This is a genomic window from Allobosea sp. FG18 (genome assembly GCF_057809495.1).
Genome location: NZ_JBMDKB010000010.1, coordinates 37,159 through 50,844, shown reverse-complemented (window position 1 = coordinate 50,844; position 13,686 = coordinate 37,159). Strand labels below are relative to the sequence as shown.

The 13,686-nt window shown below is 66.6% G+C and carries 12 protein-coding genes; 4 read left to right on the top strand and 8 right to left on the bottom strand.

From position 1 onward, the window contains the following. Positions 1 to 57: 57 nt before the first annotated feature. A complete protein-coding gene (locus ACODTJ_RS12895; protein WP_454658861.1) occupies positions 58 to 2,259 on the bottom strand; it encodes an esterase-like activity of phytase family protein in 2,202 nt (733 codons plus the stop codon). Between the two features lie 70 nt (positions 2,260 to 2,329). Continuing rightward, positions 2,330 to 2,755 carry a hypothetical protein gene (locus ACODTJ_RS12890; RefSeq protein ID WP_454658862.1) on the bottom strand — a complete coding sequence of 142 codons (426 nt, stop codon included), beginning with the start codon at positions 2,753 to 2,755 and terminating at the stop codon, positions 2,330 to 2,332. Positions 2,756 to 2,884: 129 nt separating this feature from the next. Here ACODTJ_RS12890 and ACODTJ_RS12885 point away from each other — a divergent pair, with 129 nt between their 5' ends. Both ACODTJ_RS12885 and ACODTJ_RS12880 read left to right on the top strand, forming a co-directional pair. Beyond that, entirely contained in the window at positions 2,885 to 3,700 is an 816-nt protein-coding gene (locus ACODTJ_RS12885; protein WP_454658863.1) for a helix-turn-helix domain-containing protein, read from the top strand. A gap of 78 nt (positions 3,701 to 3,778) precedes the next feature. Beyond that, positions 3,779 to 3,970, top strand: coding sequence for a CsbD family protein (locus ACODTJ_RS12880; protein WP_454658864.1), 192 nt, complete (start codon positions 3,779 to 3,781; stop codon positions 3,968 to 3,970). Between the two features lie 212 nt (positions 3,971 to 4,182). Here the strand turns inward: ACODTJ_RS12880 and dnaJ are convergent, their stop codons facing one another. Together dnaJ and dnaK are read right to left on the bottom strand one after the other, a co-directional pair. Beyond that, positions 4,183 to 5,319 carry a molecular chaperone DnaJ gene (gene dnaJ, locus ACODTJ_RS12875; RefSeq protein WP_488849004.1) on the bottom strand — a complete coding sequence of 379 codons (1,137 nt, stop codon included), beginning with the start codon at positions 5,317 to 5,319 and terminating at the stop codon, positions 4,183 to 4,185. Positions 5,320 to 5,453: 134 nt separating this feature from the next. Continuing rightward, entirely contained in the window at positions 5,454 to 7,370 is a 1,917-nt protein-coding gene (gene dnaK / locus ACODTJ_RS12870; protein ID WP_454658866.1) for a molecular chaperone DnaK, read from the bottom strand. Between the two features lie 320 nt (positions 7,371 to 7,690). Here dnaK and ACODTJ_RS12865 point away from each other — a divergent pair, with 320 nt between their 5' ends. Both ACODTJ_RS12865 and ACODTJ_RS12860 read left to right on the top strand, forming a co-directional pair. Beyond that, positions 7,691 to 8,569 carry a hypothetical protein gene (locus ACODTJ_RS12865; RefSeq protein WP_454658867.1) on the top strand — a complete coding sequence of 293 codons (879 nt, stop codon included), beginning with the start codon at positions 7,691 to 7,693 and terminating at the stop codon, positions 8,567 to 8,569. Between the two features lie 173 nt (positions 8,570 to 8,742). Next, on the top strand, positions 8,743 to 9,843 hold the full coding sequence (locus tag ACODTJ_RS12860) for a linear amide C-N hydrolase (protein WP_454658868.1): 1,101 nt from the start codon (positions 8,743 to 8,745) through the stop codon (positions 9,841 to 9,843). A 90-nt stretch (positions 9,844 to 9,933) separates the two neighbouring features. On the opposite strand, the gene ACODTJ_RS12855 is transcribed toward ACODTJ_RS12860, so the two are convergent. Genes ACODTJ_RS12855 through thiC form a run of 4 tightly spaced genes read right to left on the bottom strand, consistent with a single transcriptional unit; the run spans position 9,934 to position 13,668 of the window. After that, complete coding sequence (locus ACODTJ_RS12855; protein ID WP_488849001.1) at positions 9,934 to 10,626, bottom strand: SphA family protein; 693 nt, start codon at positions 10,624 to 10,626, stop codon at positions 9,934 to 9,936. After that, positions 10,623 to 10,988, bottom strand: coding sequence for a hypothetical protein (locus ACODTJ_RS12850; RefSeq protein ID WP_488848999.1), 366 nt, complete (start codon positions 10,986 to 10,988; stop codon positions 10,623 to 10,625). The genes ACODTJ_RS12855 and ACODTJ_RS12850 overlap by 4 nt, the downstream gene beginning before the upstream one ends. A 38-nt stretch (positions 10,989 to 11,026) precedes the next feature. Beyond that, positions 11,027 to 11,794, bottom strand: a complete 768-nt coding sequence (locus ACODTJ_RS12845; protein WP_454658870.1) for a hydroxyethylthiazole kinase — start codon at positions 11,792 to 11,794, stop codon at positions 11,027 to 11,029. Beyond that, complete coding sequence (thiC, locus tag ACODTJ_RS12840) at positions 11,791 to 13,668, bottom strand: phosphomethylpyrimidine synthase ThiC (protein WP_454658871.1); 1,878 nt, start codon at positions 13,666 to 13,668, stop codon at positions 11,791 to 11,793. The genes ACODTJ_RS12845 and thiC overlap by 4 nt, the downstream gene beginning before the upstream one ends. Positions 13,669 to 13,686: the final 18 nt, after the last annotated feature.

The window sequence follows — 13,686 nt, the reverse complement described above, 5'->3', positions numbered from 1 at the left end:
TAGCCAGGCGCCTTGCCCCGGATGCGACCCGCATCCGGGGCTTTTCTTTTGCCGCTCTCAGCGCGGCAGCGGACCGAAGGCGAAGAACTGGGTCTCGCCGGAGGAATCGTCGACGCCATCATTGTCGGTGACGACGAAGAGATTGCCGGCCTTGTCCACCGTCATGCCTTCGACCTTGTCGAGGCCGTAGCCGCCGGCCTTCATCAGGTCGGGCGTCAGATCGCGCAGCAGGGTCTTGGTCACCGTCGGGATCTCCGCCGCACCGATCGCTGCCGGCTTCAGGCCCTTGACCGAGAAGGTCTGGAGCGTCTTCACCGCCTTGGCGCCGAAGCCGTTATCGCGCTCGATCACGGCGAAGCGGTCGTCGCCGAGGGAGACCAGCTCGGAGAGGCCCATCCAGAAGCCCGCGGCCGGCTGCGACAGCGGATAGTGCAGCACGCCCCATTCCTTGCTCGCCGGCTTGTAGGAGAGGATCTTGGCCTTGCCCTTGGGATCGTCCTTCCATTCGCGCTGGACGGCGAGCCAGACGGTCTCGTCCGCACCCGTACCCGTCACAGCCACGCCCTCGAAGCCGAAGCGGACCGCGTGCTTGGCGAGCGCCTCCGGCAGGCGAATCTCCTCCTCGACCTCGCCCTTGGCCGAGACGCGCAGCAGGATATCGTCGAGCACCGCGTCCTTCTTCTCGGGATTGCCCTCGGAGGCCAGCCAGAAGCCGCCGCCCTCGCGGGTCGCAATGCCCTCGAGATCGTAGGAGGCCGGCTTGCCGTCCTTGGTCACGGTGAGCGCGCCCGTGATCTTCGCGGGTTTCTGCGTCGCGTCGATCTGAAGGAGGCGCGAGGGCGTATAGGCGCTGTCGGTGATCGCGAAGAGCTTGCCCGGAGCAGTACGATCGGCCGCGAGACCAGACAAGGCGCCCCAGCCGATCGGCAGGCCGTTCTCGTCGCCGGACTGGATCGTCGGATAGGCGGCGGCCTGCTCGGCGCGGCGATAGATCATCACCGACGAACGCGCGCCGCCCTTCTCGCCGATATCGGTCTCGGAAGCCGAGACGAAGAGATCGCGCTGCGGGATGGCGAGCAGGCCTTCCGGGCCGATGCCGGTCGGGAGCGCCTGCAGGAAGCGCGGCGCCTTGCCGGCACCCTCGTCCTTGTAGACCAGCACCAGTGAGGCGCGCTCCAGCCCGACGAAGATCAGGCGATCTTGGCCATAGGTCGCGACCTCGATGCCCTCGGGCTCGCTGCCCTTCGCGGCCGAGCGCTTCTCGGGATAATGGCCCAGGCGCATGGCGATGTGATCGACATCGGAGCCGGAATCGAACTCGACCGTGCCGTCCTTGCGGAAGATGGTAAAGCCGCGCGAGCCGCCCTTCCAGTCACCCTCGTTGGCGGTAACGAAGCGGTCATTGTCGAGCCAGCGCACGGCGTCGGGCTCGCGGGCGACGCCCTTCAGCTCCTCGGTCGGGCTGATCTTGCCGTCGCGGGTCTTGTCGATGTTCTTGAGATCGACCGAGCCGGCTGAGAAATGCGTCACGACCTTGCCGGTCTTCGAATCGACGATGACGAGGTGGTTGTTCTCCTGCAGCGTCACCACGACGAGCCCGTCCTGGTTGACGTCGACGAATTCCGGCTCGGGATCGGTCGGCTCGACGGCGGCGATGCCGGTCATGTCGACGACCTGGCGGGTGGCGCAGTCGATGGTGCCATCCTTGATGCCGATCAGGGTGAGGTTGCCGGCCGGGAGCTGCGGCAGGGCGCCCTTGTTGAGCTTCTCGTCACGCTCGTTCTCGATGGCGATGACGATCTTGCCCTTGTCCTTGGTCAGCGTGACCGAGTCCGGCTGGCCGCCGAGATCGCATTTGGCGACGACCTGCTTCGTCTTGAGGTCGACGGTGGCGAGATGGCCGGCCGGCTCCTTGAAATTGTCGCCGGAGGTGACGACCGCGACGAAAGCCTTGTCGCCGAGGATGGTGACCGAGGTGGTCTCGCCTTCGAGCGGCACGAAACCGGCAGGCCTGGGATTGGCGGGGTCGGCGATGTCGATGATGCCCAGCGCCTTCTGCTCCGCGTCGGTGTAGGCCAGCAGCGTGCCGTCGCCATTGGCGGCGATGATCTCGGAGACGGTCTTCTTCTTGGGATCGCGATCGGCCGGCAGGTTCTGCGGCACGGAGAAAGTGGCGATCCGGTTGAAGAGCGGCTCGGCCATGGCCGTGCCGCTGAGCAGGACAGCGGCAAGAGCCGCGAGGACGAGAGGCTGGCGCATGGGATCTCACCGCTGACGGAAACAGAGACCCGTCGGCTAATCAGCCCATGCGACAGTCACATGACGGTTTTCACCGAAGGGTCACCGCGTCGCCGGAAGGGAGCGCCGCGCCCGAGCGCTTGAAGCCGATGACTTCCAGTTCGGTCACGATCGCCACGGCAGCGGCCTGCGCCAGGACGAAGGCGATGCCGAGCCCGGTCGGCGCGAACCAGCCCATCAGGAGGATCGCGATGCTGTCGGCGATCCAGAGCAGGTTGACGCCGATCACGGCGTAGACCGCCAGACGCGGCAGGACCTTACGGCTGGCGAACCAGGCGATCAGCGCCGCGCAAGGCAGCAGCACGAGGCCGGCGCCGCGCAGGAAATCGACGGGCAGGCCGAGCGGGGCGGCGAGCGGCCCGGCGGCAGCGGCGAGAATGAGGCCCATGCCGGCACAGGCCGCGGCATCGAGGGCGAGAGCGTTGCGCAGCAGGGGCGAGGACTGGATGAGCGACATGGCATTCTCCTTGGCGGTTCTGGGCCTCAAGCCCGTTTCGATGAGGGGAATGCTGACGGAACCGCGTCGGCCCGTCGATTAAGCGGGAGGTAATTGGAACCGACCGCCGGGATCGCTAGCTTCTCCGCCATGAACACACATCAGCCTCCCCCGATCGGCGCGCTCCTCCGGGACTGGCGCCAACTCCGCCGCTTCAGCCAGCTCGATCTCGCGCTCGAGGCCGAGATCTCGCAGAAGCATCTCAGCTTCATCGAAAGCGGCCGCTCGCGCCCGAGCCGCGAGATGGTGCTGCTATTGGCCGAGCATCTCGGCGTGCCGCTGCGTGAGCGCAACGCGTTGCTGCTGGCGGCCGGCTACGCGCCGATCTATCCGGAGCGCTCGCTGGAAGACCCCTCGCTCGACGCGGCACGCAGCGCGATCGACCTGATCCTCAGGGGGCACGAGCCCTATCCGGCGGTCGCCGTCGACCGGCACTGGACGCTGCTGGCCTATAACAATGCGGTGACGCGCTTGCTCGGGCTCGTCGCGGATGCGGACCTGCTGAAGCCGCCCGTCAATGTGCTGCGCCTGTCGCTGCATCCGCAGGGGCTCGCGCCTTTCATCCTCAATCTCGCGGAATGGCGCGCCCATCTCCTGGCCAGACTGCGCCAGCAGGTCCGCGCGACGGCCGATGCCAGGCTCGGCGAATTGCTGGGCGAGCTGATGAGCTATTCCCATCCGGGCGCGGGCACGCGCCACGAAGCCGAGGCGGAAGCGGCCATCGTCGTGCCCATGCAGTTGAAGCTCGGCGAGACCATATTGTCGCTGATCTCGACGACCACCGTGTTCGGCACGCCGGTCGATGTCACCCTCTCGGAACTTGCACTGGAGACCTTCTTCCCGGCCGATGCCGCTACGGCGGGAGCCTTGCGAGCGCTCGCCGCGCAGGCAGAAGAGGCGCCCTGAGCGCCGGAACCTTTCCGCGCAGCGCCCGTTCCTTCAGCGGAAAACGGCTGGGGGCCGATCTTTCAGGAGCCAAGCGCGATGAGCAGCACGACCGACAAGATCAAGGGCCTGGCCAACGAGGCCGCCGGCAACGTCAAGCAGGCCGCCGGAAAGGCGTTCAACAAGCCGGGGCTCGAGGCCGAGGGCAAGGCCCAGGAACTGAAGGGCGAAGCCCAGCAGGCGCTCGGCAAGGGCAAGGACGCGGTCAAGAAGGCCGTCGACAAGGTCTGACGATCGACCTTCCACCTCAACGGAAAGAGCCGCCCATCGGGCGGCTCTTTTATGATTCAAGATGCGAAACCACGCTGTCATCCCGGACGCAGCGAAGCGGAGATCCGGGATCCATTCCGGAGCGCTTCCGAGAGAGGTTCAGGCATGGATCCCGGGTCTCCCTCCTGTCGCCCGGGATGACCCGCACTTGTTGGAAGGCTTGCACCGATGACTCAGGCCGTGCCGCCGAAGCCGCCGAGGAAATCCTTGACCCGGCCGAAGAAGCCCGCGGTCTCCGGGTGGTTGTTGTGCGAGCTCTCGCGCTCGAACTCCTCCAGCAATTCGCGCTGGCGCGTCGTCAGCTTCTGCGGCGTCTCGACCACGACCTGGATGTAGAGGTCGCCGACATCGCGCGAGCGCAGCACGCTCATGCCCTTGGCCTTCAGACGGAACTGCTTGCCGGTCTGCGTACCCTCGGGGATCTTCACCCGCGCCTGTTCGCCCGACAGCGTCGGCACCTCGATCTCGCCGCCGAGCGCGGCCGAGACCAGCCCGATCGGCACGCGGCAGAACAGGTCGGCGCCATCGCGCTGGAAGATCGCGTGCGGCTTGATGGAGAGGAAGATGTAGAGATCGCCGGCAGGCCCGCCGCGCAGGCCGGCCTCGCCCTCGCCGGCGAGGCGGATGCGCGTGCCGTCCTCGACGCCGGCCGGAATGTTCACGGAGAGCGTGCGCTCGCGGGTGACGCGGCCGGCGCCCTGGCAGTTCTTGCAGGGGTCGTCGATGACCTCGCCGCGGCCCGAGCAGGTCGGGCAGGTCCGCTCGACCGAGAAGAAGCCCTGGTTGGCGCGGACGCGGCCATGGCCGCCGCAGGTCGGGCACTGGCGCGATTTCGAACCGGGCTTGGCCCCGGTGCCGGAGCAGGATTCGCAGGAAACCGAGGTCGGCACCCGGATCGACTCGTTCTTGCCGGTAAAGGCGTCTTCCAGACCGATCTCGAGATTGTAGCGCAGGTCGGCCCCGCGCTCGCGCCCGTTGGCGCCGCGCGCGCCGCCGCGACGGGCATCGCCGAAGAAGGAATCGAAGATATCCGACATGAAGTCGGAGAAATCGGCATTGCCGGCGGGGCCACCGCCGCCGCCATTCTCGAAAGCCTGATGGCCGAAGCGGTCATAGGCCGAGCGCTTCTGGCCGTCCGACAAGACCTGATAGGCCTCGTTGATTTCCTTGAACTTGATCTCGGCGTCCTTGTTGCCGGGATTCTTGTCCGGATGATGCTGCATTGCGAGCTTGCGGAACGAGGTCTTGAGCTCGACCTCCGTCACGGTCCGGCTGACGCCGAGGATCTCGTAGTAATCGCGCTTCGACATCGAAATGTCTGTCCCCGCAGCTTTGACGCGGCATGGCCGGGCAGCGAGCCCGGCCATCCGTATAGCCTGCAATTCCCGGACGAGATGGCCGGGTCGAGCCCGGCCACAACGTCGCTTGCGTTACGAGCGCGCGATCACGCGCTCTTCTTCTTGTCGTCCGAGACGTCCTTGAAGTCGGCGTCGATGACGTCGTCCTTCTTGGCTTCCTCAGGCTGCTCGCCGCCCTCGGCCGCAGCGCCTTCGGCCTGGCTCGCCGCATACATCGCCTCGCCCAGCTTCATCGAAGCCTGCATCAGCTCGTTGGTGCGGGCCTGGATGGCCTCGGCATCGTCGCCGGTCAGCGCGGTCTTGAGCGCCTCGACGGCGGTCTCGATCGCACCCTTGTCGGCCTCGGAGACCTTGTCGCCATAATCCTTCAGCGACTTCTCGGTCGAGTGCACGAGGCTCTCGCCCTGGTTCTTGGCCTCGACCACCTCGCGGCGCTTCTTGTCCTCGGCGGCATTCGCCTCGGCATCCTTCACCATCTTCTGGATGTCGGCATCGCTGAGACCGCCGGAAGCCTGGATCTTGATCTGCTGCTCCTTGTTGGTGGCCTTGTCCTTCGCCGTCACGGAGACGATGCCGTTGGCGTCGATGTCGAAGGTCACCTCGATCTGCGGCATACCGCGCGGGGACGGCGGAATACCCATCAGATCGAACTGGCCGAGCAGCTTGTTGTCGGCCGCCATCTCGCGCTCGCCCTGGAAGACCCGGATCGTCACCGCGTTCTGGTTGTCCTCGGCGGTGGAGAAGACCTGGCTCTTCTTGGTCGGAATCGTGGTGTTGCGGTCGATCAGGCGCGTGAACACGCCGCCCAGCGTCTCGATGCCGAGCGACAGCGGGGTCACGTCGAGCAGCAGCACGTCCTTGACGTCGCCCTGAAGGACGCCGGCCTGGATCGCGGCGCCGATGGCAACCACTTCATCCGGGTTCACGCCCTTATGCGGCTCCTTGCCGAAGAACTGCTTCACGACCTCCTGCACCTTCGGCATGCGGGTCATGCCGCCGACGAGGACGACCTCGTCGATCTGGCCCGCCGACAGGCCGGCATCCTTGAGCGCCTTCTTGCAGGGCTCGATGGTGCGCTGGATCAGATCGTCGACCAGGCTCTCGAACTTGGCGCGCGAAAGCTTGATGGCGAGGTGCTTCGGACCGGAGGCATCCGCCGTGATGTAGGGCAGGTTGATCTCGGTCTGGGCCGTGGTCGAGAGCTCGATCTTGGCCTTCTCGGCCGCTTCCTTCAGGCGCTGAAGCGCGAGCTTGTCCTTCTTCAGGTCGATGCCCTGCTCGCGCTTGAACTCATCGGCGAGATACTCGACGAGGCGCATGTCGAAGTCTTCGCCACCGAGGAAGGTGTCGCCATTGGTCGACTTCACCTCGAAGACGCCGTCGCCGATCTCGAGGATCGAGACGTCGAAGGTGCCGCCGCCGAGGTCATAGACCGCGATGGTGCCGGCCGACTTCTTCTCGAGGCCATAGGCAAGCGCAGCCGCCGTCGGCTCGTTGATGATTCTGAGCACTTCGAGGCCGGCGATCTTGCCGGCGTCCTTGGTGGCCTGACGCTGGGCGTCGTTGAAATAGGCGGGAACCGTGATGACGGCCTGGGTGACGGGCTGGCCGAGATAGGCCTCCGCCGTCTCCTTCATCTTGGTCAGCGTGAAAGCCGAGATCTGCGACGGCGAATAGTCCTTGCCGTCGGCGGACACCCAGGCGTCGCCGTTCGAGGCCTTGGTGATCTTGTAGGGGACCAGTTTCAGGTCCTTCTGCGTCATCGGGTCCTCGAAGGTCCGGCCGATGAGGCGCTTGATCGCGAAGAAGGTGCGCTCCGGGTTGGTGACGGCCTGGCGCTTCGCAGGCTGGCCGACCAGACGCTCGCCGTCATCCGTGATGGCGACGATGGAGGGCGTGGTGCGCGCGCCTTCCGAATTCTCGATGACCTTGGGCGTCGAGCCTTCCATCACTGCAACGCAGCTGTTGGTCGTGCCGAGGTCGATACCAATGACTTTACCCATGGATGGGATCCCTTTCGATTGAGCAGATCGCCGACCTGCGACGTTGATGCGTCGCCTGCCGGCCCATGGACCGGATCGCCCCCGCTTCAGCGGCGAACGAAACCGGCATTCCACGTTTGACGGTGGTTAAACCGCCCCTTGGCGGCGTATATAGTGAGGGTGTTCCACCCCTTGCAAGACAGGCGAGCCGATTAAGAATCGGGAGTTTCGGTGAGACAGCCGCCACGACACGCTTTCTGCCCGGGTGTGGCCTTCCCGTCCTTGCATCAGGTTGCCCGTGCCTGCATGCAGAAAGGCCGTTCCGGTTTCACTGGGCCGCCATGACACGATCGACGCGCCTGATCCTCGCCTCGCTGGCCCTCGCTGCGGCTTCGACGGCAGCGCTCGCCCAGCCCCTGCAGCTGCCCGGCGCCCAGCCGTTCAACGCGCCGGGGACCCAGCAGGCCGCCCCCTCGCAGCCCGGCGCGCCGGCGGCACCGAAGCCGCCCAGCATGCCCGCCATCAAGGTCGCGGGCGAGGACGCCATCCTCGGCAAGGCCCTGCATCGCCACGGCCACCACGGCGAGGCCGTCTTCTCGAAGACAGCGACAGGCTACGGCCTCAAGCTCAATCTCGACGGTTTCCAGAGCGCCAATCTGGTCGAGCCCTGCGCCGTTTCCTTCGGCGATGCGCCCTTGCCCGTCACCGCTCTGGGCCGCCCGGCCGGCGTCCCGCGCTACAAGCTGGAGGCGTCGATCTGCCCGATCGTCTTCGACGTGCTCGACGGCGCCTTCCTCGTGGTCGAGCCGACGGAGCCCTGCGTCGTGCAGGCTGCGCAATGCCGGATCGACCCGCGTGGACTGTGGGGGCCCGATGCCCGCACCGTCGCCGGGCAGGCCAAGGAGATCGAGAAGGCGCGCGGCAGCGCCGAACGCGCCGTGCGCGAGGGTTATCGCACGCTGACCGCCAAGTCGGACGCGGTCGAGCAGCGCGTGGTCGCCCGCGAGCAGGCCGGGTTCTCGGCCGAGCGCGAGATGATCTGCCGGGATTTCCAGCGCGAGGGCCAGTTCGGCTTCTGCGGCGCCCGGATCACCGAGGCGCGGGCCGCCTCGCTGCGCGCCCGGCTCGGGCTCAATACCGAGCCGAAGCCCGCCGCCGCCAAGCCGAAGCCGCGCCCCACGCCGAAGCCGGCCCCACTCTCGCTCACGCCGACGCAGTAGAGCCGGGCTCGTCCGGGCGCGCCGCGCGCGAACCGGTCCGGCGATTAGAGCTTCATTCACCACCTTTTCCGGCTCCCTCCCCGGCCCGCGCAAGGCCGCGCGCTTCTTTACGATTGCGCGGTGATTGGCCCCTTACCAAGCCCTGGCACACTGCTTTGGGGGGACAGGACACAATGCGCATTTTTGATTGGAAGTTTGCGAGGAAGGGCGTTGCGGCCCTGCTCGCCGGCATGCTCGCCAGCGTTGCACCGGCCCAGGCCTGCACGAATATCCTGATGATTGCCGCCGATGGCACGCCGGTCTACGGCCGCACCCTCGAATATGCGCTCCAGACACAATCCGACGTCGTCGTGGTCCCGCGGAACTACGCCTTCGTCGGCACCCGCCCGGGCAACATGGCCGCGCCGAAATGGAACACCCGCTACGCCTTCGTCGGCGTGATGAGCTTCGGCCAGCCCTTCGTCTCGGACGGCATGAACGAGAAGGGCCTTGCCGGCGGCGCCCTGTATTTCCCGGACTTCGCGGGCTACACGCCGGTCGCCCAGGCCGACCCGAATACCGCGCTTGCGCCCTGGGAATTCCTGAGCTGGGTGCTGTCGAATTTCTCGACCGTCGCGGAAGTGAAGGCGGCGCTCGACAAGACCGTGATCGTCGATCTGCCGGCACCGATGGTGAACTTCACCTTGCCGTTCCACTTCCCGATCCACGATGCGACGGGCGCCTCCATCGTGATCGAGCCGGTGGACGGCAAGCTGAAGGTCTATGACAACCCGATGGGTGTCCTGACCAACTCGCCAACCTTCGACTGGCACCTCAACAACATCCGCAACTACGTCAAGCTTTCGCCGGTCGCGGCCGACCCGCTGAAGATCGGCGGCAAGACCTTCGCCCCCTTCGGCCAGGGCTCGGGACTGCTCGGCATTCCGGGGGACCCGACCCCGCCTTCGCGCTTCATCCGCGCGCTCGGCTATGTCGCTTCGGCGAAGCAGGCTCCGGATGGCCCGCAGACGGTCCGTCTCGTCGAGCACATCATGAACAATTTCGACATCCCCGTCGGCTTCATCGACTCCGCCGCGAAGGGCGGGGAACTCGAATACACACAGTGGACCTCGGTCGCGGATCTGCGCGCCAGGAAGTACTACATCAAGAGCTATCAGGATCAGGTCCTGCGCATGGTCGACCTGACCAGCTTCGACCTCGACGCCAAGACGCTTCAGGTCGCGCCGTTCAAGCCGAACCCTGTGCCCCCGGCCCTCCAGTTCGGCAAGCCGTAACGGACGATAGCCGCCCCCTTTCGCTCCGCGAGATCGGGGGCGGCGTTCCCTGGATCATGGACCGGCGAACCGCCCCTGGCGGTCTTGCCGTCAGGGCGAAGCCGTCAAGGGCAGCGAGACGGTGAGCAGGCCCACGGTTCCGCGCGCCCGGTTCTCCGCGGCGAACTCGCGCAGAACCTTGATGCGGGTCGAGATCGGCGTCTTTCCGACCGTGAAATTATAGGCGAGCGTGCCGCCAAGCGCGGTCACGCGTCCCTTATAGGCGCCGAGCTGCGCGCCGGCCCCGCTGTCGCCGGTGAGCTGCTGATAATGATAGCCGATGACGCCGGCCGACAGGGCGCTGGTCAGCGCCTTCGAGGCCGCCCATTCAAGATGGAACTCGGTGCCCGTCCGGTAGTCCGTCGCCGGATTGGTGCCGTTGAAGGTCACGCCGGCAACGCCCGAGAGATCGATGCCGGTTTCCGGATCGAACCAGGTGAGGGCGCCGGACAGATCCGTCGCCCAGCGATGGAAGGCGAGATTGGCGAGTTCGCCGTTGCGGTAGTCGCCTGCAGGTGCGTTGACCATGACGGTCGCGTTCCAGTGGAACTTGCCGGCATGCCAGCCGAGCATCGCCGAGAACACGGGATCGCCGACGACCACCGCGCTGTCGCGCAGGCTGGTGCCGATGATGCGGTTCGTGCGCGGCGAATCGTACTCAGTGCCGACCCCGACCCGGACACGGCCGACGGGCAGGGTGGCACCGAGCGCGACATTGCCGCCGGCGATCTCCCAGGGCGTCACCCATGTGCGCTCAGGAAATCCGCCCTGGCCTGGCTGCGCACATCCGCGACGAAACGTCCGCCCGCCGGCAGCGACTTCCGGGCGTCGAGCTTCGCATCGTAGCTGTAGGTGTCGCTCTCGAAATAGACCCCGGGAGGCGGCAGGTAGCCCGCCATCGCGCCGCGCCCGCCGAGCAGATAGAAGCCCGTGCCGTTTTCGGCGGCGGCGGCTTTCTCACAGGTTCCGAAAACGCCGGCGGCAAGGCCGAGCGCCAGCAGCACGCCGAGCCGGACCAGCCGGGACGATTGCCCGCAGACTTCGTTATACGTCATGTTGTCGATCGCCCCCCGGCGCAGCCGCCGCCAGCCGGGCGAATCAGCCATGCAACCCTAACGCGCCTGCGGCCGGCGCTGAATCCCCCCTAGGTCCTGTCCCCGTGGTTTCGCGCGCCCGCCATGCGGGCTTGCAGCGTCTGCGGGTCCAGCGTCGCGAGCGCGTCGATCAGCGCGACCGCGAAGCTGCCGGGGCCGGCAGCGCGCTCGGCCGCGATCTCGCCGGCAATACCATAGGCGGTCAGCGCCGCCGCGGCCGCGATCACCGAGTCGGGCTCCACCGCCCGGCAGGCCGCGACCAGCGCGCTCGAAGCACAGCCGAGCCCGGTCACCTTGCTCATCAACTCATGACCATGCGCGACCGACAGAGCCCGATCCTCCGTCTCGATGCGGTCGACCGCGCCGGTGGTGACGCGCACGATATCCCGTCGCAGCGCGAAAAGCGGCTCCAGCACCGCCATTTCCGTGGCATTGCCACGCACCAGCACATCGAACAGCGCCAGCACGTCGCCGACCAGCCGCAGCCGCAAGGGCGAGAGCTCGACGAAGACCGGGTCGAGCACCAGCGGAATGCGGCGCTCCCGCGCGACGCCGACCAGCTTGGGAATGGCGCGCTCGCCTTCGAGGCTGAGCGTGCCGAGATTGATCAGGATCGCGCCCGCGCCGGCTGCGACCGCCTCGACCTCGTCGGGATGGCTCGCCATCGAGGGCACGGCCCCGACGGCCAGCAGCATGTTGGCGGTAACGTTCTGCGCCACTGTATTGGTCAGGCAGTGGACGCGCGGGCGGCGCCTGGCCACCCGCGCGAGGATCGATGCGACGCTGGCTGCGTCGAGCTTTTCGCTGAAACCGCTCATTCAGCAGCAGGTAGATAGATACTCCCGCCCTTGTCGAGGAATTCCTTCGACTTCGCCGCCATACCTTCCGCGGCCATGGCTTCAAGGCTTGCCCGCTCGTTGTCGCTCATCGCCAGCACCTCGGCGCGCAGATCCTGCGTGATCTTCATCGAGCAGAATTTCGGCCCGCACATCGAGCAGAAATGCGCGACCTTGTGGGCGTCCTTCGGCAAGGTCTCGTCGTGGAACTCCCGCGCCGTGTCGGGGTCGAGCGCCAGGTTGAACTGATCCTCCCAGCGGAAGTCGAAACGGGCGCGCGAGAGCGCATCGTCGCGAATCTTCGCGGCCGGATGGCCCTTGGCAAGATCGGCGGCGTGCGCCGCGATGCGGTAGGTGATGACGCCGGTCTTGACGTCGTCGCGGTTGGGCAGACCCAGATGCTCCTTTGGCGTGACGTAGCAGAGCATGGCGCAGCCATACCAGCCGATCATCGCCGCACCGATGCCCGAGGTGATATGGTCGTAGCCCGGCGCGATGTCGGTCGTCAGCGGTCCGAGCGTGTAGAACGGCGCTTCGCCACACTCGCGCAATTGCTTGTCCATGTTCTCCTTGATCTTGTGCATCGGCACATGGCCGGGGCCCTCGATCATCACCTGACAGCCTTTTCCCCAGGCGATGTTGGTGAGCTCTCCCAGCGTCTCGAGTTCGGCGAACTGGGCGCGGTCATTGGCGTCGGCGATCGAGCCCGGACGCAGGCCGTCGCCCAGCGAGAACGAAACGTCGTAGCGGCGCATGATCTCGCAGATCTCGTCGAAACGCTCGTAGAGGAAGCTCTCGCGATGATGCGCGAGGCACCAGCGCGCCATGATCGAGCCACCGCGCGAGACGATGCCGGTGACGCGCGATGCAGTGAGGGGGACGTAAGGCAGCCGGACGCCGGCATGGATGGTGAAATAGTCGACGCCCTGCTCGGCCTGCTCGATCAGCGTGTCCTTAAACACCTCCCAGTCGAGCTTGATCGGATCGCCACCGACCTTCTCCAGCGCCTGGTAGATCGGCACCGTGCCGATCGGCACGGGTGAATTCCGCAGGATCCAGGAGCGGATGTTGTGGATGTTACGGCCAGTGGAGAGGTCCATCACCGTGTCGGCGCCCCAGCGGATCGCCCAGACCAGCTTCTCGACCTCCTCGGCCGCGCCGGAGGTGACGGCCGAATTGCCGATATTGGCGTTGATCTTGACCAGGAAATTGCGGCCGATCGCCATCGGCTCCAGCTCGGGATGGTTGATGTTCGCGGGGATGATGGCGCGGCCGCGCGCGATCTCCTCGCGGACGAATTCCGGCGTGACGAATTCCGGCACGTTGGCGCCGAAGCTCTCGCCATCGGCATGGCGCTCCCGCGCGCCCTCCAGCATGGCGGCGCGGCCGAGATTCTCGCGATGGGCGACATAGATCATCTCGGGGGTGACGATGCCGGCCTTGGCGAATTCGTACTGCGTCGTCATCTGGCCAGGCTTCGCCTGCAGGATCGGGCGCTCAGCCGGACAGGCGGGCACGAGCTGCTCGGCGGAGATGTGGCCGTTATCGGCGGCGGTGACAGCACGGCCGGGGACTTGCTCGAAGCCGCGTGCGTCGAGCCAGGCGCGACGCGGCTGGACGAGGCCGGCATTGAGATCGATCTTCGCGTCGGTCTCGGTGAAGGGGCCGGAGGGGTCGTAGAGGCGCACCGGCGGCTCGGCATCGGTCGTCAGCACGACCTCGCGGAAGGGCACGCGCATCTCGGGATGCTCGGGCGCCGCGACATAGATCTTGCGCGAGCCGATGATCGGCCCGGTCGTGACGCTCTGGGGAGCGGTCTTGACGCTGTTCTTCTGGGGTTTGGTGTGGGCATTCATAGGGGGGATCTCCTCCTT